General features: G+C 64.0%; 24 protein-coding genes. 15 read left to right on the top strand and 9 right to left on the bottom strand.

Annotated features, from left to right (window positions below):
* Positions 1–27 precede the first annotated feature (27 nt).
* A complete protein-coding gene (locus QM467_RS15000) occupies positions 28–819 on the top strand; it encodes a glycosyltransferase family 2 protein (RefSeq protein WP_283367149.1) in 792 nt (263 codons plus the stop codon).
* A gap of 11 nt (positions 820–830) precedes the next feature.
* Here the strand turns inward: QM467_RS15000 and QM467_RS14995 are convergent, their stop codons facing one another.
* The gene (locus tag QM467_RS14995; protein ID WP_283367148.1) at positions 831–1,784 is read right to left on the bottom strand and encodes a D-2-hydroxyacid dehydrogenase; all 954 of its coding nucleotides are present in this window, start codon (positions 1,782–1,784) and stop codon (positions 831–833) included.
* 126 nt (positions 1,785–1,910) lie between these two features.
* Here QM467_RS14995 and QM467_RS14990 point away from each other — a divergent pair, with 126 nt between their 5' ends.
* From QM467_RS14990 to hflX, 8 genes are all read left to right on the top strand, one after another.
* On the top strand, positions 1,911–3,125 hold the full coding sequence (locus QM467_RS14990; protein ID WP_283367147.1) for an NAD(P)/FAD-dependent oxidoreductase: 1,215 nt from the start codon (positions 1,911–1,913) through the stop codon (positions 3,123–3,125).
* Between the two features lie 110 nt (positions 3,126–3,235).
* Positions 3,236–5,482: a sensor histidine kinase NtrY-like gene (locus tag QM467_RS14985; protein ID WP_283367146.1), complete on the top strand. Its 2,247-nt coding sequence runs from the start codon at positions 3,236–3,238 to the stop codon at positions 5,480–5,482.
* A 13-nt stretch (positions 5,483–5,495) separates the two neighbouring features.
* Positions 5,496–6,863 carry a nitrogen assimilation response regulator NtrX gene (gene ntrX, locus QM467_RS14980; RefSeq protein ID WP_283367145.1) on the top strand — a complete coding sequence of 456 codons (1,368 nt, stop codon included), beginning with the start codon at positions 5,496–5,498 and terminating at the stop codon, positions 6,861–6,863.
* A 7-nt stretch (positions 6,864–6,870) separates the two neighbouring features.
* Positions 6,871–7,392 carry a chromate transporter gene (locus QM467_RS14975; RefSeq protein ID WP_283367144.1) on the top strand — a complete coding sequence of 174 codons (522 nt, stop codon included), beginning with the start codon at positions 6,871–6,873 and terminating at the stop codon, positions 7,390–7,392.
* Positions 7,389–7,928, top strand: coding sequence for a chromate transporter (locus tag QM467_RS14970; protein ID WP_283367143.1), 540 nt, complete (start codon positions 7,389–7,391; stop codon positions 7,926–7,928). Before QM467_RS14975 ends, QM467_RS14970 begins: the two co-directional genes overlap by 4 nt.
* A 147-nt stretch (positions 7,929–8,075) precedes the next feature.
* A complete protein-coding gene (locus QM467_RS14965) occupies positions 8,076–8,936 on the top strand; it encodes a D-amino-acid transaminase (protein ID WP_283367142.1) in 861 nt (286 codons plus the stop codon).
* Positions 8,937–9,112: 176 nt separating this feature from the next.
* On the top strand, positions 9,113–9,364 hold the full coding sequence (gene hfq / locus QM467_RS14960; protein WP_283367141.1) for an RNA chaperone Hfq: 252 nt from the start codon (positions 9,113–9,115) through the stop codon (positions 9,362–9,364).
* Positions 9,365–9,390: 26 nt separating this feature from the next.
* Positions 9,391–10,764, top strand: a complete 1,374-nt coding sequence (gene hflX / locus QM467_RS14955; RefSeq protein ID WP_446737784.1) for a GTPase HflX — start codon at positions 9,391–9,393, stop codon at positions 10,762–10,764.
* A 2-nt stretch (positions 10,765–10,766) separates the two neighbouring features.
* Here hflX and QM467_RS14950 read toward each other — a convergent pair whose 3' ends face one another.
* From QM467_RS14950 to QM467_RS14940, 3 genes are read right to left on the bottom strand one after another with little or no spacing between them, the layout of a single operon-like run.
* On the bottom strand, positions 10,767–11,417 hold the full coding sequence (locus tag QM467_RS14950) for a phosphatase PAP2 family protein (RefSeq protein WP_283367139.1): 651 nt from the start codon (positions 11,415–11,417) through the stop codon (positions 10,767–10,769).
* 56 nt (positions 11,418–11,473) lie between these two features.
* Positions 11,474–13,363, bottom strand: a complete 1,890-nt coding sequence (locus QM467_RS14945; RefSeq protein WP_283367138.1) for an ABC-F family ATP-binding cassette domain-containing protein — start codon at positions 13,361–13,363, stop codon at positions 11,474–11,476.
* 26 nt (positions 13,364–13,389) lie between these two features.
* Entirely contained in the window at positions 13,390–14,157 is a 768-nt protein-coding gene (locus QM467_RS14940) for a DsbA family protein (protein ID WP_283367137.1), read from the bottom strand.
* A gap of 87 nt (positions 14,158–14,244) precedes the next feature.
* Between QM467_RS14940 and QM467_RS14935 the strand changes: the two genes are divergently transcribed.
* On the top strand, positions 14,245–15,432 hold the full coding sequence (locus QM467_RS14935) for a pyridoxal phosphate-dependent aminotransferase (protein ID WP_283367136.1): 1,188 nt from the start codon (positions 14,245–14,247) through the stop codon (positions 15,430–15,432).
* 221 nt (positions 15,433–15,653) lie between these two features.
* Here the strand turns inward: QM467_RS14935 and QM467_RS14930 are convergent, their stop codons facing one another.
* Positions 15,654–16,208, bottom strand: a complete 555-nt coding sequence (locus QM467_RS14930) for a TetR/AcrR family transcriptional regulator (RefSeq protein ID WP_283367135.1) — start codon at positions 16,206–16,208, stop codon at positions 15,654–15,656.
* A 142-nt stretch (positions 16,209–16,350) separates the two neighbouring features.
* Between QM467_RS14930 and QM467_RS14925 the strand changes: the two genes are divergently transcribed.
* Positions 16,351–17,166, top strand: coding sequence for an oxidoreductase (locus QM467_RS14925; protein WP_283367134.1), 816 nt, complete (start codon positions 16,351–16,353; stop codon positions 17,164–17,166).
* A gap of 260 nt (positions 17,167–17,426) precedes the next feature.
* Here QM467_RS14925 and QM467_RS14920 read toward each other — a convergent pair whose 3' ends face one another.
* The 3 genes from QM467_RS14920 to QM467_RS14910 all read right to left on the bottom strand — a co-directional run bounded on the left by QM467_RS14920 (position 17,427) and on the right by QM467_RS14910 (position 19,990).
* The gene (locus QM467_RS14920; RefSeq protein ID WP_283367133.1) at positions 17,427–18,224 is read right to left on the bottom strand and encodes a DUF72 domain-containing protein; all 798 of its coding nucleotides are present in this window, start codon (positions 18,222–18,224) and stop codon (positions 17,427–17,429) included.
* 10 nt (positions 18,225–18,234) lie between these two features.
* Positions 18,235–19,494, bottom strand: a complete 1,260-nt coding sequence (tyrS, locus tag QM467_RS14915; protein ID WP_283367132.1) for a tyrosine--tRNA ligase — start codon at positions 19,492–19,494, stop codon at positions 18,235–18,237.
* A gap of 76 nt (positions 19,495–19,570) precedes the next feature.
* The gene (locus QM467_RS14910) at positions 19,571–19,990 is read right to left on the bottom strand and encodes a secondary thiamine-phosphate synthase enzyme YjbQ (RefSeq protein ID WP_283367131.1); all 420 of its coding nucleotides are present in this window, start codon (positions 19,988–19,990) and stop codon (positions 19,571–19,573) included.
* Between the two features lie 173 nt (positions 19,991–20,163).
* On the opposite strand from QM467_RS14910, the gene QM467_RS14905 reads away from it, so the two are divergent.
* Positions 20,164–20,439 carry a hypothetical protein gene (locus QM467_RS14905; RefSeq protein ID WP_283367130.1) on the top strand — a complete coding sequence of 92 codons (276 nt, stop codon included), beginning with the start codon at positions 20,164–20,166 and terminating at the stop codon, positions 20,437–20,439.
* Here QM467_RS14905 and QM467_RS14900 read toward each other — a convergent pair.
* Complete coding sequence (locus QM467_RS14900) at positions 20,432–20,929, bottom strand: SRPBCC family protein (RefSeq protein ID WP_283367129.1); 498 nt, start codon at positions 20,927–20,929, stop codon at positions 20,432–20,434. The genes QM467_RS14905 and QM467_RS14900 overlap by 8 nt on opposite strands.
* Positions 20,930–21,384: 455 nt before the next feature.
* Between QM467_RS14900 and rpsL the strand changes: the two genes are divergently transcribed.
* The 3 genes from rpsL to fusA are packed head-to-tail and all read left to right on the top strand — an operon-like array spanning position 21,385 to position 24,353.
* Complete coding sequence (rpsL, locus tag QM467_RS14895; protein ID WP_088520448.1) at positions 21,385–21,756, top strand: 30S ribosomal protein S12; 372 nt, start codon at positions 21,385–21,387, stop codon at positions 21,754–21,756.
* Between the two features lie 20 nt (positions 21,757–21,776).
* Positions 21,777–22,247: a 30S ribosomal protein S7 gene (gene rpsG, locus QM467_RS14890; RefSeq protein WP_283367128.1), complete on the top strand. Its 471-nt coding sequence runs from the start codon at positions 21,777–21,779 to the stop codon at positions 22,245–22,247.
* A gap of 30 nt (positions 22,248–22,277) precedes the next feature.
* Positions 22,278–24,353, top strand: a complete 2,076-nt coding sequence (gene fusA, locus QM467_RS14885; protein WP_283367127.1) for an elongation factor G — start codon at positions 22,278–22,280, stop codon at positions 24,351–24,353.
* Positions 24,354–24,384 lie beyond the last annotated feature (31 nt).

Genomic DNA, 24,384 nt, shown 5'->3' with positions numbered 1-24,384 from the left:
ACGCAAATTCTTTCAGGACCGCCACCCGTGACGAAACTGCCGATTTCCGCCACCGTCATCTGCAAGAACGAGGAGGCCTGCATTCCCGCCTGTCTCGCCAGCCTCGATTCCTGCGCCGAGATTATCGTGGTCGATTCCGGCTCGACGGATTCCACGCTGGCGATCATCCGCGATTTCATCGCGCGGGGCTGGCCGATCCGGCTGATCGAGCGCGACTGGCCCGGCTACGCCAGGCAGAAGCAGTTCGCGCTGGAGCAGGCGACACAGGATTGGGTGCTGAGCATCGACGCCGACGAATGGCTGGACGATGATCTGCGCCGCGACCTGCCGCGCCTGTTGCAGTCGCCGCCGGAGGTCGCGGGCTGGCGGCTGCAGCGCGCCCTGACCCTGTTCGGCCGCACGGCGCCGGCGCCGCGCGCCACAAGGCCGGAACGCATCCTGCGGCTGGCGCGGCGCGAAAAAGTTCGTTTCGACGAGGCCTTGCTGGTCCATGAGGGGCTGCTGGCCGAGGGCGAGGTGCGCGACGCCCGAACGGGCTTGCTGCGGCATGAACGCGCCCTGCGTTTCGACGCCCAGCTTGCCAAGGAAATCACCTACGCCCGGCTCAAGGCCCAGCAGCGCATCGCCAACGGCAAGAAGCCAAGCCTTCTGAAACTGGTAGTCAATCCGCCGCTTTATTTCCTTCGGGTCTATGTCTCGCGGCGGATGTTCCTTTGTGGAATCCCCGGCTTCATCCACGCCTGGACCGGCGCGATCTATTCGTTGATCTGCGAGGCGCTGCATTACCAGATGTGGTTCGAGAAGAACCGCCAAGGTTAGGGCGATCGGCCCTAATCCAGCCGGTTCATCCGCTCTCCCTTGACGAAAGAAGCCAGCACGGCGCCGAGTTGGTCCGCGAGGGTCTGCTGGGATTCGAGGCTGGCCCAGGCGACATGGGGCGTCACCAGCACATTGGGCCGGCGCGCCAGCCGCATGATGGCGCTGTCGGCGGGCGGAGGCTCGGGGCGCGTCACGTCGATTCCCGCGCCGGCGACGAGCCCGGCGTCAAGCGCGCGCTCCAGCGCCTCTTCGTCCACCAGCCCGCCGCGCGCCGTATTGATGAGCAGAGGCTTGCGGCGCAGCGCGGAAAACTCGGCCCATCCGATCATGTTTTCCGTCGTGGCGTTCAGCGGACAATGCAGCGAGATGACGTTGGACGTCGCCAGAACCTCGTCGAAATCCAGCGTCCCGGGCCGCGCCTTCTCGCCCTTGCGGCCGGCAAAGACCGTCTCCATGCCGAAGGCGGCGGCGAGCGCAGCGACTTTTTGCCCGAGAGCGCCGGAGCCGAACAGGCCCAGTCTCTTGCCGTGAAGGTCGTGGATCTTGTGGGTATGGAAGGCAAACTGGCCGGAAGCCTGCCACTGGCCCGCGCGCACGTCCGCGACATAGGGCAGGATCTGGCGCTGCAAGGCGAGGATCAGCGCAAACGTGTGCTCCGGCACGGAATCCACGGAGTAGGCGCGGATATTGGTCACAGCGATTCCCCGCGCCCGGGCGGCGTCGACGTCAATATTGTCATAGCCTGTCGCGGCGGCGGCGATCAGCCGCAATCCGGGCAGGGCGGCGATCTGCTCCGCGCCGATGCGGACCTTGTTGGTGACGACGATGTCCGCCTCCGCCGCGCGCGCGACAATCTGATCCGGCGCAGTGGCGGAATGATTGGTCCATTGATGCGGAAAGTCGGGCCGCGGCAGCTGGACTCCCTCAGCCAGAGTCGCCGCGTCGAGAAAAACGATCTTGTGCATGGAAGCTCCCTTCCTGGCGGCGGAGCCTAGCATCGCCGTTCCAACGATGGCAAAGCCGGTCGATTGCTTCGGCGCAAGGCTTCGTGCGAAATTTGCGCGCGACGCGACAGGGGGGACGCAAGGCCGATGAGCGAGAGAATGATCATTGTCGGCGCCGGCCAGGCTGGCCTGCAAGTCGCGGAAAGCCTGCGCGCCGAAGGTTTTGGCGGCGAGGTCGTCCTGCTCGGCCATGAGAAGGTTCCGCCCTATCAGCGTCCGCCCTTGTCCAAGGCCTGGCTCGCCGGTGAAACGGCGGACGACCGCCTCACCTTTCGCGGCCCCGAATTCCTCGCCTCCAAGGGCGTCGACCTGCGTCTCGGCGTCGATGTCGCGGCGATCGAGCCGGCGGAGCGGCGAATTACGCTTTCTGATGGTTCGGCGCTCCCGTGGAGCGGGCTGGCGCTGGCGACGGGCGCCCGCGCGCGCCGCCCCGACCTGCCGGGCGCCCATCTTCCCGGCGTCTGCGTGTTGCGCGATCTCGACGACGCGCGCGAAATTTCCCGCCGCCTCGATTCCGCGAAGAACGTCGTGGTGATCGGAGGCGGGTTCATCGGGCTGGAGGTTGCGGCGGCGGCGCGCAAGCGCGGCTGCGACGTGACCTTGATCGAGGCGATGGACCGGCTGATGGCCCGCGCCGTGACCCCGAAAATCTCCGCCTTTTTCGCCGATCTGCATCGCACGCATGGCGTGGAGCTGCTGTTTGGCGAGCAGGTCGCGGCGATCGTGGGGCAGGGTGGCGCGGTCGCGGGCGTCACGACAGCCTCGGGGCGGATCTTCCCCGCCGATCTCGTGGTGCTGGGCGTCGGCGCCATCCCCAATGACGAACTGGCGGCGGCGGCGGGAGTTGAGACCTCGCGCGGGGTCGTCGTGGACTCCTGCGGCCGAACGTCGCATGAAAACATCGTCGCAGCAGGCGATTGCACGGTGTTGCGGCGCCCCGACGGCCGGATGCTGCGGTTCGAGAGCGTGCAATATGCGGTGGAAAGCGCCAAGGCTGCCGCCGCCGCGCTGATGGGCCGGGACAAGCCCTTCGCCGCCGCGCCCTGGTTCTGGTCGGATCAATATGACGTCAAGCTGCAGATGGCGGGTCTAAGCGAGGGGTTTGACCTCTGCGTCGAAAGGCCGTCTGGCGCGAACGCCTTTTCCCTGTTCTATTATGGCTCAGGCAGGCTGATTGCGGTCGATTCGGTCAATCGCCCCGGCGAACATCTTCTGGCGCGCAGGCTGCTCGACGCCGGGCTCTCGCCTGATCCGGCCCTTGTCGCCGATCCCGCGTCCGACCTTCGGCTAGTGCTTCGCTGAAGCCGTCAAATCCTCGCAATTTTGTCGCAATTGCGCAACAGCGTTGCATTATTGCCACGCGTATCGCCTTCCTGTAGTTTCCCCTTCCGATTCCCAGCACCTCGCGGTCGATGACACAAGACAAGCAAAACCGACCCGACTCCCGCAAATCGCGCCGCCGCGAGCGCAGCTTTCTGTCGCGCATCGGTCCCTTCGTGGTGGCGATCGCGATTCTCTGCGCCATCGGCAGCTTCCTGATTTTCGCGGGCCTGACTCCGCTCACGCCGACGGACCAGAACGTCCAGTATCTCTTCATCGTGGACGCCGCGATCGCCGCGCTGCTCGCGGCTCTTGTGGCTTTCGAGGCGTTCGGGCTGGTCCGCGCCTGGCGCTCCAAGACAGCCGCCGCCGGGCTGCATATTCGCATTGTGGCCCTGTTCGCGGTCATCGCCGCCGTGCCGGCGATCAGCATGGCCATCGTCGGCTCGGTCACGCTCGATAAATTGTTCAACCCGGCCTTCATGCGCGATGTGCGCGGCTTCATCGGCGGCGCGACCGAGGCGGCAAATCTGTTCCGCGAAAATCAGTGCCTCTGGCTGCTGCAGGAATCGCAGCTCACGGCCTCCGATCTCGATCGCGGCAAGCCGATGTTCGATTCCGATCCGAAGCTGTTCAAGGAATTCTTCACGTCGCGCGCGCATTTCCTCGGCTTTTCCGCCGCCGCCATGATCAAGCGCGACGGGGCGATCCTGGCGCAGGTCGAAACCGGGTCGATGATCCGCGACCCGGTCGTCAAGCCGCAGGACGTCGATTTTGCGGATTCGCTGAAGAACGAGCCGCTTTGCCTCATCCTCAATGAGGGCCGGACCTTCGTCGCCTTGCGCCCGATGCCGTCCTTCGGCGACGTGTTCCTCTACACCAGCCGCCCGGTCGATCCCTTCACGCTGGAGTTCCCCAAGCAGGCGGCGGCCCTGAACCATTTGTTCGACTCGTTCGAGCAACACCGCCATCAGTTCCAGATCACGCTCGCGGTCATGTTCGGCCTTCTGGCCACGATCATGCTGCTCTCGGCGGTCTGGATCGGCCTCGCCTTCACCAATGGCCTCGTCGCGCCGATCCGCCGCCTCATTGCGGCGACAGACCAGGTTTCGGCGGGCAATTTCTATGTCCAGGTCCCGGTGCGGCAGGCGGAGGGCGATCTCGCGCATCTCGGCTCGACCTTCAACAAGATGACCTCGGAGCTGCGCCAGCAGCAGAACCGTCTGATGGCCGCCAATCAGGTGATGGACGAACGCCGCGTCTTTACCGAAGCCGTGCTGTTCGGCGTGCCGGCGGCGGTGATCGGCATCGGCGCGCGCGGCGACGTCACCGTGCTCAACCCTTCCGCGCGGCTGCTGGTTGGCGCCGAGAGCGAAGAGGCGGCGGACAAGGCGATCGGCCGGCCCCTGGCCGAGGTGTTGCCGGAGCTAAGCGCCATGCTGCAGGAGGCGCGCGGCGGTTATTCGCGCATGTCGCAGCGCCAGATCGTGCTCAGCCGGGGCGGCCGCGAACGCACCTATAACGTCCGCATCACGCCCGGACCGCTCAATCGCGGCGAGCGCACCTTCGTCGCCACGCTCGACGACATGACCGATCTCGTCACCGCGCAGCGCACGGCGGCCTGGGCCGACGTCGCCCGCCGCATCGCGCATGAGATCAAGAATCCGCTCACGCCGATCCAGCTTTCGGCGGAGCGCCTCAAGCGCAAATATGGCCGGGTCATCACCGTCGACAAGGATGTGTTCGACCAGTGCACGGACACGATCATCCGCCAGGTCGACGATATCAAGCGCATGGTGGACGAGTTCTCATCCTTCTCGCGCATGCCCAAGGCGCAGCTCACGCGGGACGAGCTCACCGCCTGCGTCGAGCAGGTGCTGTTCCTGATGCGGGTCGGACATCCCGAGATCGCGATTACCGGCTCCTGCCCGCCCGAGCCGGTCGTGGCGCGCTTCGACCGCCGACTTCTGGCGCAGGCTTTGACCAATATCGTCAAAAACGCGACGGAAGGCATAGCCGCGACGGACATGGAAGGGCGCGCGCCGAAGATCGACGTGAGCCTGCGCATCGAGGACGGCGACGTGATCATCGACGTCGAGGACAATGGCAAAGGCTTTCCGCGCGAAAATCGCGCCCGCTTGCTGGAGCCCTACATGACGACGCGCTCCGAGGGCACGGGTCTCGGCCTGCCCATCGTGGCGAAAATTCTAGAAGACCACGGCGGCGGCATCGAGCTTCTCGACGCCGCCTCCGGCCAGGGCGCGCTGGTGCGCCTGCATTTCCCGCTCGTCGCGCCGGTCACGGCGGGCGAGGGCGCTGACCGCGCCGACAAAGCTTGAGCGAAGGTTGATCATGGCGCACGACATTCTCATCGTCGACGACGAAGCCGACATTCGCGAACTGGTCTCCGGCATTCTGGAGGACGAAGGTTTTGCGACCCGAACCGCGCGCAATTCCGACGAGGCGCTGGCCGCGATCGAGGCGCGCCGCCCGCATTTGATTTTTCTCGATATCTGGATGCAGGGATCGAAGCTCGACGGCCTCCAGCTGCTCGAATCCATCAAGCGCCACCACGAGAGCCTTCCCGTGGTGATGATTTCCGGCCACGGCACCATCGAAACGGCGGTGACGGCGATCCGCCAGGGCGCCTATGACTTCATCGAGAAGCCGTTCAAGGCGGATCGTCTGGTGCTGGTGGCGGAGCGGGCGCTCGAAACGTCGCGCCTGCGCCGCGAGGTTTCTGAACTTAAGGCGCGTTCGGCGGGCTCCAACACGCTTGTCGGCCATTCGCAGGCGCTCCAGCAGTTGAAGCAGCTGATCGAGCGCGTGGCGCCGGCCAATTCGCGCATTCTCATCACCGGGGCGCCGGGCGTCGGCAAGGAACTGGCGGCGCGCGCCATTCACGAAGCCTCCGCCCGCGCCGGCGGCCCATTCATCGTCATCAACGCCGCCGCCATCGCCGCCGAGACCATGGAAATGGAATTGTTCGGCGTCGAGGCGCGCGACGGGCGCCCGCGCAAGACCGGCGCGCTCGAAGAGGCCCATGGCGGCACGCTCTATATCGATGAAGTCGCCGACATGCCACGCGACACGCAGGCGAAGATTCTCCGCGTGCTGGTGGACCAGAATTTTACGCGCGTCGAAGGCACCACGCGGGTTCATGTCGACGTGCGGGTGATCTCGTCCTCGGCGCGCGACCTGCCGCGCTGCATCGCGGAGGGGACCTTCCGCGAGGACCTGTTCCATCGTCTTTCCGTGGTGCCGGTGCGGGTGCCTTCGCTCGCCGAGCGGCGCGAGGACATCCCTGAGCTGATCTCGTTTTTCATGGACCAGCTCGCCGCCAATTCCGGCCTGCCGCGGCGGAAGATCGGCGACGACGCCATGGCGGTGCTGCAATCGCATGACTGGCCGGGCAATATCCGTCAGCTGCGCAATAATATCGAGCGCCTGATGATCCTGACTGGCGGCGACCCCGAAGCCGAGATCACCGCCGAAATGCTGCCGCGCGAGATCGGCGCGCTGGTGCCCTCGACTCCGACCGGCTCCGGCGGCGAAAAGCTGATGAGCCTGCCGCTCCGCGACGCGCGCGAGGTGTTCGAGCGCGAATATCTGGTGGCCCAGATCAACCGCTTCGGCGGCAATATCTCGCGTACGGCGGAATTCATCGGCATGGAGCGCTCGGCGCTGCACCGCAAGCTCAAGTCCCTCGCGATCGATTGAGCCCGTCGTGACGCGGCGCGAACTGTTCCTCGGCTTCTTCAAGCTCGGCGCGCTGGCGTTCGGCGGCACGGGGCCGATTTCGCGGGCGATCATTGTCGACGATCGGCGCTGGCTCGACGATGCCGAATTCGCCTCCCTGCTCGGCCTGTGCCAGGCCCTTCCGGGCGCCAATACCTGCAACCTCGCGGTCATGCTTGGCGACCGATTTTGCGGGGCGGCCGGCGCGGCGGCCGCGCTGGCGGGGCTGCTCGCGGCGCCTCTGGCGTTTCTCGTCGCCGTCGCCAGCCTTTTCACGACCTTTTCCACGCTTCCCGACGTGCGCGCGGCGCTTTACGGCGCGACCGCCGCCGCGGCCGGCCTCGCCATCGGCACGGCCTTGAAAATGACAGCCAGGATCCCGTTCGAACCATTGGTGGTCCTGCTCGCCGTCGCCGCTTTCGTCGGCTCCGCACTGTTGCGCCTGCCTCTGCCGCTGATTCTCGCTGTTCTGGTCCCGACGAGCTTCGTCTTCGCGCGGGCGCGGCGATGAAGGACGATCTCCTCCTGCAGATTTTCCTGCGTTTCGCAGGCATTTCCCTGCTGGCGGTCGGCGGCGCCACGGCGGCGTTGCCCGAGGCGCAGCGCCAGATGGTCGGCGAATTGCACTGGTTGACGGGCGCGGAATTCGCGGAGACCTTCGCCATCGCGCAGACCTCGCCCGGGCCGAATGTCATCGTCTTCAGCCTGTTCGGCTGGCGGTTGGCGGGGCTCGCCGGGCTTCTGGCCGCGACGCTCGGCATTATGGGGCCGTCCTCGCTGCTGGCCTTCGCCGCCGCGCGGACCATGCGCCGGGCGGGCGAAGCGCCCTGGCTGGCGCGGCTGAAAAAGGCGCTGATTCCGCTCGCCATCGGCCTGATGGCGGCAAATGGCTATGTTCTGGCGCGCGGGGCCGATTCCGGCCTCATCGCGACGTTCATCACCTTGGCCGCAGCGGCTTTCGTCGCGCTGTCGCCGCGCAGCCCGCTTTGGGCCATGGCCGCCGCCGCTGCGCTGGCGGTCGTCGCCAGCAGATTAGGGCTGTTATGAAACCGCCGTTTCGCGCGGGCCACTGGACCGAGCGGGGCGGCCAGGAGCGAATGCGACCAATAGCCCGTTGGAAGACGGGCGTCCGTTGGCGCCCTGCGGCTCGTGCGAGGAGCGCCGTCCGAAGGACGGAAATAAAGAGGAAAAAAAATGAGCCGCATCGCCTACGTCAACGGCCGTTATATCCGCCACGCCGACGCCGGCGTCTCGATCGACGACCGCGCCTTTCTCTTCGCCGACGGGATTTACGAGGTGATCGAGGTCTTCGGCGGCGAATTGATCGACGAGACGGGGCATCTGGCGCGGCTGGAGCGCTCGGCGCGGGAGTTGCGGCTCAATCTTCCGGCGGGCGAGGGCGCGCTCAGACTGATCCTGCGCGAGCTCGTCGCGCGCAATCGCGTCACGGACGGCCATGTCTATCTGCAGGTGACGCGCGGCGCGGCGCGCCGCGACCATGTCTTCCCCAGGGCGGGGACGCCCGCGACGCTGGTCGCTTTCGCCCATCGCGGCGACCGGGCGGCGGCGGAGGCCAAGGCGCAAGCCGGGATCAAGGTCATTTCGATGCCGGACATTCGCTGGAAGCGGCCGGATATCAAGACCACGAGCCTGCTGCCAAATGTTCTCGCCAAGCAACAGGCCCGGGAAGCCGGCGCCTATGAAGCCTGGCTGATCGATTCGAAGGGCTATGTCACCGAAGGCGCGTCCAGCAACGCCTGGATCGTCGACGAGGAGGGGGCTCTCGTCACCCATCCCGCCGATTCGGCGATTCTGAGTGGAATAACAAGGGCCCGCCTGCTGCAAATCGCCGCCGCGAAGGGTTTGCGCGTGATTGAGCGGGCCTTCACGCTGGATGAGGCTTTCGCCGCGCGGGAAGCCTTCATCAGCGGCGCGACGACGCTGGTCATGCCCGTTGTCGCCCTGGATGGACGGAAGATCGGCTCGGGCGCGCCGGGATCTGTCGCATTGGGCCTGCGCGCGGTTTTTCATGATTTTGCTCCCGCCAGCCCTTGAGGCCCTTGCGCATTTCCAAACGGGGCCGTTCAAAAGAACTTCTTGCTTAGTTCCTGCGCTTGAGACTCTAATAGGCGAAAGTGCGCCCAACGCGCCTGTTTTGGCATGAGCTCAGGATTGGAGCCTCGCCAGCGTCTTGGGGCCGACGCAAGGAAAAAAAGAGAATAGGAATAAACATGGCGGTCGAACGCACACCCAATCTTCAGGATACTTTCCTCAACTACGTGCGAAAGAACAAAATCCCACTCACGATTTTTCTCGTCAATGGCGTCAAGCTGCAAGGCGTCGTGAGCTGGTTCGATAATTTTTGTGTGCTTTTGCGCCGCGATGGCCACTCGCAATTGGTGTACAAGCACGCCATATCCACCATCATGCCCGGCCATCCGATCCAGATGTTCGATCCGACGGAAGAGGGCGCGGAAAAATAACATTCCAAGATGGTGGTGAGACGAGCTTGAACGAAAAAACGGCGTCCCTCGAAGGCGCGTCCCCATTGGGGCGGAAAACAAAGACCCGCGTCCTGGTGATAGGCCCCTATCTGACCGACCGCGCCGCATCCCATGCGGCAGGCGAGACGTCGATGCGCTCGCGTGAGGCCCGGATGGCCGAGGCTGTCGGGCTCGCCCTTGCCATTGACGTCGAGATCGTGGGGCAGGAGGTCGTTCCGCTCTCGCAGATCCGTCCGGCGACGTTCCTCGGCAAGGGCAAGGTCGAGGAGCTGGCCGAGAAAGTCAAGGAGCTCGAAGCCGAACTGGTGGCGGTCGATTGCGCCTTGTCGCCGGTGCAGCAGCGCAATCTCGAAAAGGCCTTCGGCGCCAAGGTGATCGACCGCACCGGCCTGATCCTGGAAATCTTCGGCGAGCGCGCCCGCACCGCCGAGGGCGCGCTTCAGGTCGAACTCGCCCATCTGACCTATCAGAAATCGCGGCTCGTGCGGTCCTGGACCCATCTTGAGCGCCAGCGCGGCGGCTTCGGCTTCCTCGGCGGCCCCGGCGAAACCCAGATCGAAACGGACCGCCGCCTGATCCAGGAGCGGATGACCCGGATCGAGCGCGATCTCGAAACTGTCAAGAAAACGCGCGGCCTGCATCGCAAGAGCCGGCGCGACGTGCCTTTCCCCATCGTGGCTCTGGTCGGCTACACCAATGCCGGGAAATCGACACTGTTCAATCGGCTGACGAATGCGGAAGTCTTCGCCAAGGACCTGCTGTTCGCCACGCTGGACCCGACCTTGCGCGGCATGAAGCTGCCGCATGGCGGCAGGGTCATCCTCTCCGACACGGTGGGTTTCATCTCCGACCTGCCGCACATGCTGGTTTCGGCCTTCCGCGCCACGCTGGAAGAGGTGCAGGAGGCCGACATCATCCTGCACGTGCGCGATATCGCCCATGAGGACGCGGAAGCGCAGAGCGCGGATGTCGAGAAAATTCTGGCCGAGCTGGAGATCGATGTTCACGACCGCGACCGTCTGATCGAGGTCTGGAACAAGACCGACCTGCTGCCGCCTGAAGAACGCGAGCGGGTCAGGAACAAGGCGGCGTTGCGCCCGGAAGACGAGAGGCCCTGCGCGGTCTCATCGACGACCGGCGAGGGCTTGGACATTCTGCTGGAAGCCATCGAGACGCGGCTGGCGCGCGGGCGCCCGGTGCTGAGCCTGCGGCTCGAAGCAGGCGACGGCGAAGGCCAAGCCTGGCTTTATTCCCACACCGAAGTCTTGTCGCGCGAGAACGACGACGAAGGCCACGCCTTTTTCGCTGTCCGCGTCGCGCCAGAACAGCAGGACAGGGTGCTTCGGCGCTTTCCGGGGATGGCCGCCAGCGTGCAATAGATTCAGGCCGAGGCGGTCACGGTTCGCGGTAACTCGAGCTTGGCCACGAACACGCCGATCATCCAGCCCATCAAGCCGCCGGCGAGTACGTCGCTGAGCCAGTGATAATCAGCGCCGAGCAGGCCCACGGCCATGGCGAGGGCCGCGACGACGCAAAGCGGGCGCAGGCGCGGGGTCAGCACCCAGAGGCAGCCGGCGACGGCGCAGACCAGGGTTTCGTGTCCCGAGGGGAACGACGACCATCCCGCTCCGCCGTGGAAGGGCGAAAAGCCATAGGCGCCGTCGCGGATAAACGACGGGTTGCCGCCGGTCCAGGTTTCCGGCCAGGTTCGCCCGAAGGCCAGCTTCGCCAGCTCCTTGGCGCCCATGGCCAGGAACAGGGCGAGGGTTGTCCGCAAGGCGATCAGGCCCTTTCCGCCGAAGGGTTTTCCGCGCGCGACCATCCAGCTAGCCCAGACGAGGGAGGCCACGGCGGCAGCCTCCATCCAGTCGAGGAAATGGGTGATGGCGACGAAGGGGCCGCGCGATTCGTGGAAGTTGCCGAAGGCGAACAAGGCCAGCGGGCGGTCCAGAAAGACATAGGCCGTGACGATCGCGCCGAGCAGGGCGAAGGCGAGGACCGCGCCGGTCGGAAAAGGCTTTTGGGTCGGCATGGTCGGCTCCAAGGAAACAGCCCTGCTTAAAACGGACAGGCGACGTCTTTCTGACGTCAGCCGCCCGTCAGGGCCTCCAGCTCGGAGGAAAGCTCCAGCCATTCCTCTTCCGCCGCATCGAGCGCCCGCTGCAGCTCCGCCCGCTGCTGCGACAGCCGGGTCGCCTCGGCCGGGCTGCGCTCGAAGGCGCGCGGGTCGGCCAGCATGAGATCGACGCGGGCGATGAGGTCGCTGAATCTCGTCATCTTTTCCTCGGCCGCCTTGACCTTGCGGGCGAGCGGCGCGGCGTCCTTGCGGGCCTTGGCCGCGTCGCGCCGGGCGTCGGGCGCGGCGGCCGGGTTGGCGTCGCGCTTCTTTTCCGCGCCGTCCTTCTGGCTTTTCCGCGCGGAATCGAGCACGAATTTGCGGTAATCCGCCATGTCGCCATCAAAGTTCTGCACGCGGCCGTCCGCGACGAGCCACAGCCGGTCGGCGCAGGCTTCCAGCAGATATTGGTCGTGTGAAACGAGGATCACAGCGCCCTCGTAATCATTGATCGCTTCGATCAGGGCGGCGCGGCTGTCGATGTCGAGATGGTTGGTCGGCTCGTCGAGAATGAGCAGATGCGGGCCGGAGAAGGTCGCGAGGCCCATCAGCAGGCGCGCCTTCTCGCCGCCGGAAAGATTGGCGACCTTGGTGTCGGCCTTCACATTGGGAAAGCCGATCTGCGCCGCGCGGGCGCGGACTCTTGCCTCGGGCGCGTCGGTCATCAGCCGCTGCACGGCCAGATAAGGCGTGTCTTCGAGATTGAGGTCGTCGACCTGATGCTGGGCGAAGAAGCCGGCTTCGAGCTTCGAGGACTTGCGAAGCTGGCCCGCCAGCGGCTCCAGGCGCCCGCCGAGCAATTTGGCGAACGTGGATTTGCCGTTGCCGTTCGAGCCGAGCAACCCGATGCGGTCGTCATTGGAAAGAGTCAGGCTGAGTTTCGACAGGACGACCCGCTCGCCATAGCCGGCGGAGACATTCTCCATGGCGATGATCGGCGGCGAGAGCGGCTTTTCCGGCGAGGGGAAGACGAAAGGCAGGACTTCGTCATCCACCACCGCCGCGACGCTCTCCATCTTCTCCAGCATTTTCAGGCGGGACTGCGCCTGGCGGGCCTTGGTCGCCTTGGCGCGGAAGCGATCGACGAAGTCCTGCAGATGGGCGCGTTTCTCTTCCTGCTTTTTCAGGAACTTCGCCTGCAGCATCCGCGCCTCGGCGCGCTGGCGGGCGAAGGAATCATAATTGCCGCGATAGAGCTGCAACTTGCCGCGATCGAGATGGACGATATGGTCGCAGACGTCGTTCAGCATGTCGCGGTCATGGCTGATGACAACGATGGTCGCGGGATATTTCGCGAGATAGTCGATCAGCCAGAGCGACCCTTCGAGATCGAGATAATTGGTCGGCTCGTCGAGCAGCAGCAGGTCCGGCTTGGAGAACAGCACGGCGGCGAGAGCGACGCGCATGCGCCAGCCGCCGGAAAATTCTTTGAGGGCGCGATTTTGCGCTTCTTCATTGAAACCGAGGCCGGAGAGGATTTCCGCGGCGCGGGCGGGCGCGGCATGGGCCTCGATATCGGCGAGGCGGACATGGATTTCCGCGATTCGATGCGGGTCATGGGCCGTTTCGGCTTCTTCCAGCAAGGCGGCGCGCTCGACATCCGCCGCGAGCACGAAATCGATCAGCTTGCCGTCGCCGCCCGGCGCCTCTTGCTCGACGCGGCCGATGCGCGCGCCGCGCGGAAGGTAGATCGAGCCGCCCTCGGCGGAGATTTCGCCGCAAATCAGGCGGAAGAGGGTGGTTTTGCCGGCGCCGTTGCGGCCGACGAAGCCGACCTTGGCGCGCTCAGGCAGCGCCGCGCTGGCTGACTCGAACAGCAGGCGCGGCCCGAGCCGATAGGTGAGGTCGGTGACAGTAAGCATGCCGCCTTATAGCGCGACGCGGCGCCTCAGCAAGCGGTCTTGCCGCATTTGGCCATTGAATTGACGCGCTTCTTGAGCTGCTCGACGCCGACGGCGCCGACCACCGCCTCGTCGCCCACCACATAGGACGGGGTGCCGGTGAGGTTGAGGGAGTCGGCGACCTTCATCGTCTCTTCGATGCCGGCGTGGATCGAGGGATCCTTGAGATCCTTCTGCAGCTTGTCCATGTCGAGGCCCATGTCCTTGGCGACGGCGAGCGCCTGTTCGCGCCCGACATGGCCGCGGCTGCCCAGCAGCTTCTGATGGTATTCGAAGAATTTCTCGCCGGAGGTCTGCTTGCGCACGGCGGATGCGACTTGCGCCGCCTCGACCGAATCCGGGCCGAGCACCGGGAAATCCTTGAGCACGACGCGCAGATCGGGCTCGGACTTCATCAGGGTCACGACATCGCCGAGTGCTCTTTTGCAATAGCCGCAATTATAGTCGAAAAACTCGACCAAAGTGATCTTGCCCTTCGGATTGCCGATCACGGCGTCAAAGGAAGAATTGAACAAGGCGTCCTTGTTCTTCGTGATGGCGCGGCTGTGCAGCTCCGCTTCTTCCACCTGCTGCTTTTTCTCCAGCGCGATCGCGGCCTCGCGCAGCACTTCCGGATGATCGACGAGGTAAGAGTGGATGATCGACTCGATCTCTGTCTTCTGCGCGGCGCTGAACTCGGCGGCCGAAGCGGGCAAAGCGAAGGCGGTCAGGCTCAGGAAGGCGGCTAAAATCGCCTTGCGGCTCTGGACGAACATGGACAACTCCGACGGAAAAATCTAACCCTGCTTAGCACTAATTTGGCCCTGGGGTCGAATTGCGGCGCGCCCTTACAAGAAAATATGATGACAGACACCGCCCAGACCCTGAACCTGACCCTGACCCCCGCCAGACGCGCGGCCATCGCCCCCTTCATCGCCATGGATGTGAAGCGCGAGGCGGGCCTGATGGAGCAGGCGGGCGCGCAAATCGTCCATATGGAGGTCGGCGAGCCTTGCGCGCCGCCGCCGCGCCGGGTGCGCGAGGCGGCGATCGCCGCGCTCGGCGGCCAGCCGGTGGGCTATACCGACGCGCTGGGCCTCGCCTCGCTGCGCGCGCGCATCGCGCGTCATTATCGCGAGACCTATGGCGTCGCGCTCGATCCGCAGCGTGTGGCGGTGACGACCGGCTCGTCCGGCGGCTTCATCATGGCCTTTCTGGCGCTGTTCGACGCGGGCGCCCGCGTCGCGATCCAGAACCCCGGCTATCCGGCCTATCGCAACATCTTTGGCGCGCTGGGCATCGAGGCCGTGGACCTGCCGGTCAACGCCTCCAACGGCTTCGCTGTCACGGCGGCGGCGGTTGAACAAGCCGACAAGGCGCAAAAGCTCGACGGCCTGCTGCTGATGAGCCCGGCCAATCCGACCGGCGTGTTGCAGAGCGCCGAATCCCTTCGGGAAATCGCCGAAGCCTGTGCGCGGCGGGGGATCAAGTTCATCTCCGACGAGATTTACCACGGCCTGACCTATGACAAGCCGGCGCAGACGGCGCTGGCTTTTTCCGATCGGGCGGTGATCGTCAATTCCTTCTCCAAATATTATTGCATGACTGGCTGGCGCGTCGGCTGGCTGGTCGTGCCGCCAGAACTGGTTCGAACTGTCGAGCGGTTGCAGCAATCGCTGGCGATTTCTCCGCCCACCTTGTCGCAGATTGCCGCCGAGGCCGCCTTCGACGCCACCGACGAACTGGAGATCGTGAAGGCGGGCTACCGGCGCAATCGCGAGATCCTGCTGGACGGACTGCCGGGGTTGGGCTGGGACGAACTCGCGCCTGCCGACGGCGCTTTCTACATCTATGCCGATGTGAGCCGGTTCGCCGATGATTCCGCGCGCTTCTGCCACGATCTGCTGCATCGCGCGGGCATTGCGGCGACGCCTGGCGTCGATTTCGACCCGGTTCGCGGTCATTTGGCGCTGCGCCTGTCCTATGCCGGCGCCGAGGCGGATATGATCGAGGCGGTCAAGCGGCTGAAGGATTTTCTGGCAGGGCGGTGACATGGGCGCCAAGTCGAACGCTCGGCAGCCTGCTGTTCGGCTGCCTAGGACCGTAATCGACCCGAAGCGGGCGCAAGATGGCCATTCACGAAAGGCCGCGGCAGAGCTGGCGGCGGACCTTACCCGAGCAACCTGAATTCGTGCGCGCGATCCGATGCTCTCCTTCGCGAGGTCTACACTTGGCAGTGAGCCGATTTCGACGTGAGTCGAGGCCCGTCGATTCACGCTTGCCGCCCACGTGCGGCAAGCCAGGTTCGTGTCTCACTCAGGATCTCGTCCGATAGATCTGAATCGTCACTCATACGCGCCAGGATCAAGGCGCCAACCATCGCAGCCCAGCTGCCGATCGCAGCGCGACGCCTTTCCGCCTCGTCAGCGCCAGGGGCGACCTTGCTGAGGCGCTCGATTTGACGGTTGAGTCCCGCTGTCATCTCTGCACGGGCGCCGCCGGGATGACGGATCGTCTCCGACGCCAGCGCCGCGACCGGACAGCCGGACGCGAAATTGTCTCGGTGCTCCGGAGCAAGATATTGCGCCGCAATATTCTCTAAACCGGCGGATAGCGGCTCGGTCGCCCCCAGCATTTGGGCCAATGTCTGGGCAATCAGATCATCCTTGGACTTGAAATAGCCATAGAATCCGCCGTGCGTGAGCCCGGCCGATTTCATGACATCCGTCACTGTGACGGCCTCGTAGCCGCGCGCGCGGAACAGCCGGCCCGCGGCTTCCAGAATGGTCCGCTTGTTCTCCTGGACCTGCTCCCGGGTCACTCTCATCGCTGTCTCCTCAGATTCCCGCTTGACATTATACATGATTCATATCATGAATGCATTACATGATACTCATCATGAATAAGCGTCTTAATCGACGCGGATGTTCGCAAAGCTGGCGATTTTGCTGGCGCCACATGGTGATACAATGAACATGCAATCGGGAAAAGTCGCGATCGTCACCGGCGCCTCCTCGGGCATCGGCAAAGCCACCGCCGAGGCGCTGGGGCGGGCGGGATTCACGGTCTACGGGACAAGCCGTCGCACAGTTGAAAACAGGCCTAAGAACGTCACTATGCTGGTGGCTGACGTGACCGATGACGCCTCGGTCAAACAACTCGTCTCCGAAGTGCTCATGCGGGCCGGCCGGATCGATCTGCTGGTGAATAACGCCGGCCTCGGTCTTTTTGGCGGAGCCGAGGAGTCCTCGATGGCGCAGGCGAAGTCCCTGTTCGAGGTCAATTTCTTTGGCCTCGTGCGCATGACCAACGCCGTCTTGCCGTATATGAGGAAGAATGGCGGCGGGCATATCATCAATATCAGCTCGGTCCTTGGCTTCATTCCCGCGCCTTTTTCTGCATATTACGGTGCGACCAAGCACGCGGTGGAAGGATATTCGGAATCGCTCGACCACGAGACGCGCGCGTTTGGCGTCCGCGTAACGCTGATCGAGCCGGCGTTCACCAAGACCTCCTTCGATCAGGCTGCGCTCAAGCCGGACGCCGTGTTGAACGAATATGATGAAGCGCGGGCCGGCGTGGACAAGCTCGTTCAGCAGGCGATGACCACTGGAGACGACCCGGAAGTGGTCGCTGAGACCGTGGTCGTCGCCGCCACCGCCTCGCGGCCGGGGCGCCGCTATCCTGCAGGCAAGGCCGCGAAGCAAATCGGCGTCCTGCGTCGTTTCGTGCCGGCCGGGATGTTCGACCGGAGCCTGCGCAAGCAGTTTGGTCTGCCGGCCTGATCAACGCCGCGTCCGGGCGCGCGAACGCGTCCGGATCGAGTGAACGCGGTTGCAAAATTGAACCCTGATTCAGCAAGCCGCGCGGGAACCAAAATTGCAAACCGCTTGGCGGCCAGCGAGCGCGGCCCAGCCGGCGAACAACATCCAAGAGCCAAATCGAGCGAGCATCCGCTTTTGGGCCGTCTCCAGCCATCCGGTCTGCGACTGCGTTTCGCCCTTTTTCGATATATGCGACCGCGCCGAGCGCATAATTTGGACCACTATCGAGTCCGTTCGATCAGCGCCAAAGCGGCGAGGGGATTGTGCGCCTTGTGGCCACTGATGACATAGAGAAATACATCGCGGGGTTCGACGGGCGGCGTCGCGCCGACATAGGCCAACCCCTCGGGTGTCCCTCCCGCCGACCAGATCTTCGCGCGCTCAGCCCATTTATCGAGATCGGCGTCCGAATAGCCCCGCTCTTCGCTTTCGCGGGAGCCCATGACGCGGGCATAGATGAAGGATGTGGTCGGATCGGCGATTTGCGGGTAGTTGCTGTCGCCGGCCATCACAATACCGGCTCTGAACTTTCTCGCTAACGCGAGGAATTCAGGCGTCCGGAAGCTGTCATGGCGCGGTTCGACAACGTGGCGCAACGCGACGCCGTCGATCGATTGAGGCAAAAGCGCGAGGAACGCCTCGAAATCCGTTGGATCGAATTTCTTGGTCGCCATGAATTGCCAATTGATCGGGCCGAGCTTGTGCCTAAGCTCCATGACGCCGCTGGCGAAAAAGCGGTCGATGCTCGCGCCTGCTTCGGCCAGCGCCCGGCGATTCGTCGCGAAGCGGGGCGCCTTGAGCGAAAACACGAAATCATCCGGCGTCTCGGCGCGCCATTTCGCGAAGGTCTCGGGCTTTTGCGAGCCGTAATAAGTGGCGTTGATCTCGATTGAGGTCAGGCGGCGGCTGGCGTAGTCCAGTTCCAGCTTTTGCGGCAGCTTGTCGGGATAAAACATCCCGCGCCAGGGCTCATAGCTCCAGCCGCCGATCCCGATCCTGATCTTTCCCCCTCCGCTCATTGCGTCTCGTCTACTCCACCTTCAGCAACACATGCTTTTTCTTGCCGACGGACAGCTTGGCGACGCCTTCCTGCTCGAAATCGGTCTGGCCGAGCACATAACGCTCGTCTGTGATCGTGACGTCGTTCAGCTTCAGCCCGCCGCCCTTGATCTGCCGCCGGGCCTCGCCGGTCGAGGGCGTCAGGCCGGCCTTGACGAATGCGGCGAGCACGCCGAGCCCGGAGGCGATCTCGCCCGCCGCCACGGTCACGCTCGGCAGGCTTTGCGCCAGTACGCCTTCCTCGAAGGTTTTCCGCGCGGTTTCGGCGGCGGCTTCGGCGGCCTCGCGGCCATGCAGCAGGGCCGTGGCCTCATTGGCCAGGATCTTCTTCGCCTCGTTGATCTCGGCGCCCTGCAGCGCGGCGAGCCTTGCGACCTCTTCCAGCGGCAAGGTGGTGAACAGCTTCAGGAAGCGTGCGACGTCGGCGTCCTCGGCGTTGCGCCAAAATTGCCAGTAGTCATAGACGGGCAGCATATCGGAATTGAGCCAGACGGCGCCCGCGGCGGTCTTGCCCATCTTGGCGCCGGAGGCGGTGGTCAGCAGCGGCGAGGTGAGGGCGTAGAGCTGCGGCGTTCCCATGCGGCGGCCGAGATCGAGGCCGGTGACGATATTGCCCCACTGGTCTGAGCCGCCCATCTGCAACAGGCAGCCATGCCTGCGGTTTAATTCCACAAAATCATAGGCTTGCAGGCACATATAGTTAAATTCGATGAAGGACAGCTCATGCTCGCGCTCCAGCCGCAGCTTGACCGAATCCATCGCCATCATGCGATTGACCGAAAAATGCTTTCCGACGTCGCGCAGGAAGTCGATGTAATTGAGCTTGCAGAGCCATTCCTCGTTGTCGGTCAGCAGGGCGTCGGTCTTGCCGGGGCCGAACGCAAGGAATTTCTCGAACACCTTCTTGATCGAATCCTTATTGGCTTCGATCTGCCCGACGGTGAGCATCTTCCGGCTTTCGTCCTTGCCGGACGGGTCGCCGACCCGGGTGGTGCCGCCGCCCATGAGGGTGATCGGCTTGCCGCCGCTCTTTTGCAGCCAATGCAGCATCATGATCGGCAGCAGCGAGCCGACATGGAGCGAGGCGGCCGTGCAGTCGAAGCCGATATAGGCGATGAGATCGCCCGCGAGGGCCTTCTGGTCGAGCCCCTCAACGTCGGAGCATTGATGGACGAAGCCCCGCGCGAAAAGAGTGTTCAGAAAATCGGATTTCGGCTTGTATTCGGTCATCTTTCCCTCGGCTTTCCGCGAGGTTTAGATTTTTGCGGGGCAGGGCGCAAGACGGTTCGGCCCTGCGCCGCCCGCCTTACTCCCCAATAATCTTGACCAGCACCCGCTTCCGGCGCCCGCCGTCGAACTCGCCATAGAAGATCTGCTCCCACGGACCGAAGTCGAGCTTGCCATTGGTGATCGCGACGACCACCTCGCGTCCCATGACCTGACGCTTCATATGGGCGTCGGCGTTGTCCTCGCCGGTGCGATTGTGCCAATAGCCCGAGACGGGCTCGTGCGGCGCGAGCTTTTCCAGCCACACTTCATAATCACGATGCAGTCCGCTCTCGTCGTCATTGATGAAGACGGAGGCCGTGATGTGCATGGCGTTGACCAGAACAAGGCCCTCGCGCACGCCGCTCTCCCTCAGGACCTCGTTGACCTGCGGCGTGATGTTGAGAAAGGCGCGGCGGCCCGGCGTGTCGAACCATAGTTCCTTGCGACAGGATTTCATCGCGCGCCCTCCCGTGGCGGCCCGACGACCAGACGCGCCGGGGAGCGAAGCTTCCAGGGAATCGCCGTTGCGCGCAAGGCGCCGTCTTGCCGCCTCTCGGGGCCTGCGAATCGGACTTGCGCGGGCTTCGAGGCTCCTTCACCATCCGCCCGCCGAATGCGGAGGGAGCATCAATGAATTCGACGAAGTTGTTTTATCAGACGGCGCGGCTGGTCATGCTGGGCGCGCTGTTTTCGATTCCGGCTGCAACCGTCGCGCAGGCGCAGGGCACGCAGCAGGAGCGGTCGGACTGCATGGGCGACGCCTTCAAGTTCTGCGCCTCGGACATTCCCAATGTCGAAGCGATCGAAGCCTGCCTGAAAGGCAATCTCAACGAGCTTTCGCCGTCATGCCGCACCGAGTTCGAGCCGGCGGGCCGCTCGCGCATGAAACGCGAGCATTTCAGCTGAGGCCATCTGGCGCGGCCGCGACCAAAGCGGCGAGCTGCTCCGTGCAGATGGGCCAGCCCTGGTGGAAGCCCATCGCCTCGTGCCTTTCGCGGTCAGCGACAGACCAGTGCAGCACGCGGGCGCGATAGAGCGCGCCGCCTGCCTGCGGAAGGAAATCCAGCACCAGAGTCATGAACGGCTGGCGGGAGGGCGTCCAGCCGTCCACATAGGCGTCGGTGACGACGAGTCGCCGGCCCGGATCGATTTCCAGATAAACGCCGGTATTGGGGAATTCGGCGCCGTCCGGGCTCCGCATGACGATTCGCGACGAACCGCCGATTCGTAGGTCGCAGCTGGCGTCCGCTACCGACCACGGCTTCGGCGCGAACCATTTCGTGAGTATCCTTGGCTCGGTCCAGGCTTCGAACAGACGTTCCGGCGCACAGGAAAAGGGCCGCTCAAGCCCCAGTTCCCGATCTTCAGTCCAGGTTCTGCATAGGTTGGCGGACATGGGTGGTCCCTTTTGACTGTTCTTGCGGTATTGTGAAGCCGCGCCGCGAAACGGGTCGCTTTCCAGCGGTTTTAATGCGAATTTAACGGTCGAAACCGCCGAAAAAACGGTTGACGGGCGCGAGTCCCGCATCTATGTTCCGCCGCACTCAGACAGGCCGTAGACGGGCATGTTTTCTGGCGCCTCGCCGGAAACCCACGCAGTCTAAACGCTGTCGATCAGCTTTGCGACTTAACAGTCATCCGATTCTGAACGGGACCTTCTCGGCGGAATCGTTCATCGACACGATTGGCGTGAAGGCGTTGATCCTCTGTCTGGCAAGCGCCGGAAGCCTCCTTGGGCTGAAGGCGCTCGTTTGCTTCGCAGTAAGCCATTCGGGCTTGCGGCGAGGTGGGCGCGGGGCGGAATCGTCCTGGCTGCAAATGTTTCACTATTTCGCTTCGGAAAGGCGAAGGATGCCGACAATTTCCCAGTTGATCCGCAAACCGCGGCAACCGAAAACCTACCGCGAAAAGGCCCGCCATCTGCAGGCCTCGCCGCAGAAGCGCGGCGTTTGCACCCGCGTCTATACGACGACGCCGAAGAAGCCGAACTCCGCGCTCCGCAAGGTCGCGAAGGTTCGTCTGACCAATGGCTTCGAAGTCATCGGCTACATTCCGGGCGAAGGTCACAACCTTCAGGAGCATTCCGTGGTCATGATCCGCGGCGGCCGCGTCAAGGATTTGCCCGGCGTGCGCTATCACATCCTGCGTGGCGTTCTCGACACCCAGGGCGTCAAGGATCGCAAGCAGCGCCGTTCGAAATACGGCGCCAAGCGTCCGAAGTAAGATAGATCTCAGGAGCGAACATGTCGCGTCGTCACAGCGCCGAAAAGCGCGAAGTCATCCCGGACGCCAAGTATGGCGACACCGTTCTTGCCAAGTTCATGAACTCCATCATGTACGACGGCAAGAAGTCGGCTGCCGAACAGATCGTTTACGGCGCCTTCGATATCGTCGAAGCCAAGGCCAAGGCCGATCCGCTCGGCGTCTTCAAGCAGGCGCTGGAAAACGTCGCGCCGGCGATCGAAGTCCGGTCGCGTCGCGTCGGCGGCGCCACCTATCAGGTGCCGGTCGAAGTGCGCACCGAGCGTCGCCAGGCGCTGGCCATCCGCTGGATCATCACCGCTGCTCGCGGCCGCAACGACAAGACCATGGTCGATCGTCTGTCGGCCGAGCTGCTCGACGCGTCGAACAATCGTGGCGCCGCCGTCAAGAAGCGTGAAGACACCCATCGCATGGCGGAAGCCAATCGCGCCTTCTCGCATTACCGCTGGTAAGCCCGTAGCCAGAGCCAAGGACTTTCTACCATGCCGCGCAGTCATCCGATCGAGGACTACCGTAATTTCGGCATCATGGCCCATATCGACGCGGGCAAGACGACGACCACGGAACGCATCCTGTATTATTCCGGCAAGTCGCACAAAATCGGCGAGGTGCACGAAGGCGCCGCGACGATGGACTGGATGGAGCAGGAGCAGGAGCGTGGCATCACGATCACGTCCGCGGCCACCACGACCTTCTGGAACGGCAAGCGCCTGAACATCATCGACACTCCCGGGCACGTCGACTTCACCATCGAAGTCGAGCGTTCGCTGCGCGTGCTCGATGGCGCCGTTTGCGTTCTCGATGGCAACCAGGGCGTCGAGCCCCAGACGGAAACCGTCTGGCGCCAGGCTGACAAATACGCCGTACCCCGCATCTGCTTCGTCAACAAGATGGACAAGATCGGCGCCGACTTCTTCAAATGCGTGTCGGACATCAAGACCCGCGTTGGCGGCCGTCCGGTCTGCATCCAGCTGCCGATCGGCTCTGAGAACAATTTCAAGGGCGTCATCGACCTCATCCGCATGAAGGCGGTTGTCTGGGACGACGAAGGCCTCGGCGCGAAATATCACGACGAGGAAATTCCCGCCGAGCTCCTGGAGCAGGCGAAGGAATATCGCGAGAAGATGATCGAAGCCGCCGTCGAAATGGACGACGACGTCATGGCTGCCTACCTGGACGGCGTCGAGCCGGACGAGGCGACCCTGAAGCGCATGATCCGCACCGCGGTTCGCAAGATCGCCTTCCATCCCGTGTTTTGCGGCTCGGCCTTCAAGAACAAGGGCGTCCAGCCCCTGCTCGACGCCGTCGTGGACTTCCTGCCGTGTCCGACCGATCGCGAGGCGATCAAGGGCGTAGACATGGACACCGGCGAGGAAATGGTTCGCAATCCGGTGGATAGCGATCCCTTCTCCATGCTTGCGTTCAAGATCATGGACGACCCCTTCGTCGGCACCATCACCTTCTGCCGCGTCTATTCCGGCAAGGTCGAATCCGGCACGACCGTGCTCAATTCGACCAAGGACAAGAAAGAGCGTGTCGGCCGCATGTTGCTCATGCACGCCAACAACCGCGAAGACATCAAGGAAGCCTATGCCGGCGACATCGTCGCGCTGGCCGGCCTCAAGGAAACCCGCACCGGCGACACGCTCTGCGATCAGCTGAAGCCGGTCATCCTCGAGCGCATGGAATTCCCCGATCCGGTCATCGAGATCGCGATCGAGCCGAAAACCAAGGCCGACCAGGAAAAGCTGGGCATCGCGCTGGCGAAGCTCGCGGCCGAGGATCCGTCCTTCCGCGTCTCGACCGATCAGGAGTCGGGCCAGACCATCCTGAAGGGCATGGGCGAACTCCATCTCGACATCAAGGTCGACATTCTGAAGCGCACCTACAAGGTCGACGCCAACATCGGCGCGCCGCAGGTCGCCTATCGCGAACGTCTGACCAAAAAGTGCGAAATCGACTATACGCACAAGAAGCAGACTGGCGGCACCGGCCAGTTCGCGCGTGTCAAGATCATCTTCGAGCCGAATGAAGCCGGCGCGGGCAATGTCTTCGAGTCGAAGATCGTCGGCGGCGCCGTGCCGAAGGAATATATCCCCGGCGTCGACAAGGGCATCCAGTCCGTGATGGGCGCGGGCATCCTCATCGGCTTCCCGGTGGTGGACGTCAAGGCGACCTTGATCGACGGCGCGTTCCACGACGTCGACTCCTCGGTTCTGGCCTTCGAAATCGCTTCGCGCGCCGCTATGCGCGAAGCTCTCCAGAAGGGCGGTTCGGTTCTGCTCGAGCCGATCATGAAGGTCGAGGTCGTGACCCCGGAAGAATATACCGGTTCGGTCATCGGCGATCTGAATTCGCGTCGCGGACAGATCCAGGGCCAGGACATGCGCGGCAATGCGGTCGTCATCAATGCGATGGTGCCGCTGGCCAACATGTTCGGCTACGTCAACCAGTTGCGCTCCTTCTCGCAGGGCCGCGCCAACTTCACCATGCAGTTCGACCACTATGAACAGGTGCCGGCCAACGAGGCCGCGAAGGTTCAGGCGAAATACGCCTGAAGCATCTGAAACACTTTGAGGAGTCCGGGCT

The sequence above is a fragment of the Rhodoblastus sp. 17X3 genome (genome assembly GCF_030056575.1).
In the GTDB taxonomy this organism is placed as follows: Bacteria; Pseudomonadota; Alphaproteobacteria; order Rhizobiales; family Beijerinckiaceae; genus Rhodoblastus.
This window is presented reverse-complemented; position numbering and strand designations above follow the sequence as displayed.

What these genes read in the sequence shown, in the direction of transcription:
- QM467_RS14945 (WP_283367138.1), bottom strand. Translation starts at nt 13,363, where the DNA reads ATGCTTACTGTCACCGACCTCACCTATCGGCTCGGGCCGCGCCTGCTG.
- QM467_RS14930 (WP_283367135.1), bottom strand. Translation starts at nt 16,208, where the DNA reads ATGAGAGTGACCCGGGAGCAGGTCCAGGAGAACAAGCGGACCATTCTG.
- QM467_RS14970 (WP_283367143.1), top strand. Translation starts at nt 7,389, where the DNA reads ATGAAGGACGATCTCCTCCTGCAGATTTTCCTGCGTTTCGCAGGCATT.
- QM467_RS14920 (WP_283367133.1), bottom strand. Translation starts at nt 18,224, where the DNA reads ATGAGCGGAGGGGGAAAGATCAGGATCGGGATCGGCGGCTGGAGCTAT.
- QM467_RS14905 (WP_283367130.1), top strand. Translation starts at nt 20,164, where the DNA reads ATGAATTCGACGAAGTTGTTTTATCAGACGGCGCGGCTGGTCATGCTG.
- rpsL (WP_088520448.1), top strand. Translation starts at nt 21,385, where the DNA reads ATGCCGACAATTTCCCAGTTGATCCGCAAACCGCGGCAACCGAAAACC.
- QM467_RS14965 (WP_283367142.1), top strand. Translation starts at nt 8,076, where the DNA reads ATGAGCCGCATCGCCTACGTCAACGGCCGTTATATCCGCCACGCCGAC.
- QM467_RS14990 (WP_283367147.1), top strand. Translation starts at nt 1,911, where the DNA reads ATGAGCGAGAGAATGATCATTGTCGGCGCCGGCCAGGCTGGCCTGCAA.
- QM467_RS14985 (WP_283367146.1), top strand. Translation starts at nt 3,236, where the DNA reads ATGACACAAGACAAGCAAAACCGACCCGACTCCCGCAAATCGCGCCGC.
- QM467_RS14940 (WP_283367137.1), bottom strand. Translation starts at nt 14,157, where the DNA reads ATGTTCGTCCAGAGCCGCAAGGCGATTTTAGCCGCCTTCCTGAGCCTG.
- QM467_RS14950 (WP_283367139.1), bottom strand. Translation starts at nt 11,417, where the DNA reads ATGCCGACCCAAAAGCCTTTTCCGACCGGCGCGGTCCTCGCCTTCGCC.
- fusA (WP_283367127.1), top strand. Translation starts at nt 22,278, where the DNA reads ATGCCGCGCAGTCATCCGATCGAGGACTACCGTAATTTCGGCATCATG.
- QM467_RS14910 (WP_283367131.1), bottom strand. Translation starts at nt 19,990, where the DNA reads ATGAAATCCTGTCGCAAGGAACTATGGTTCGACACGCCGGGCCGCCGC.
- QM467_RS14925 (WP_283367134.1), top strand. Translation starts at nt 16,351, where the DNA reads ATGAACATGCAATCGGGAAAAGTCGCGATCGTCACCGGCGCCTCCTCG.
- QM467_RS14935 (WP_283367136.1), top strand. Translation starts at nt 14,245, where the DNA reads ATGACAGACACCGCCCAGACCCTGAACCTGACCCTGACCCCCGCCAGA.
- rpsG (WP_283367128.1), top strand. Translation starts at nt 21,777, where the DNA reads ATGTCGCGTCGTCACAGCGCCGAAAAGCGCGAAGTCATCCCGGACGCC.
- hfq (WP_283367141.1), top strand. Translation starts at nt 9,113, where the DNA reads ATGGCGGTCGAACGCACACCCAATCTTCAGGATACTTTCCTCAACTAC.
- tyrS (WP_283367132.1), bottom strand. Translation starts at nt 19,494, where the DNA reads ATGACCGAATACAAGCCGAAATCCGATTTTCTGAACACTCTTTTCGCG.
- QM467_RS14900 (WP_283367129.1), bottom strand. Translation starts at nt 20,929, where the DNA reads ATGTCCGCCAACCTATGCAGAACCTGGACTGAAGATCGGGAACTGGGG.
- ntrX (WP_283367145.1), top strand. Translation starts at nt 5,496, where the DNA reads ATGGCGCACGACATTCTCATCGTCGACGACGAAGCCGACATTCGCGAA.
- QM467_RS14995 (WP_283367148.1), bottom strand. Translation starts at nt 1,784, where the DNA reads ATGCACAAGATCGTTTTTCTCGACGCGGCGACTCTGGCTGAGGGAGTC.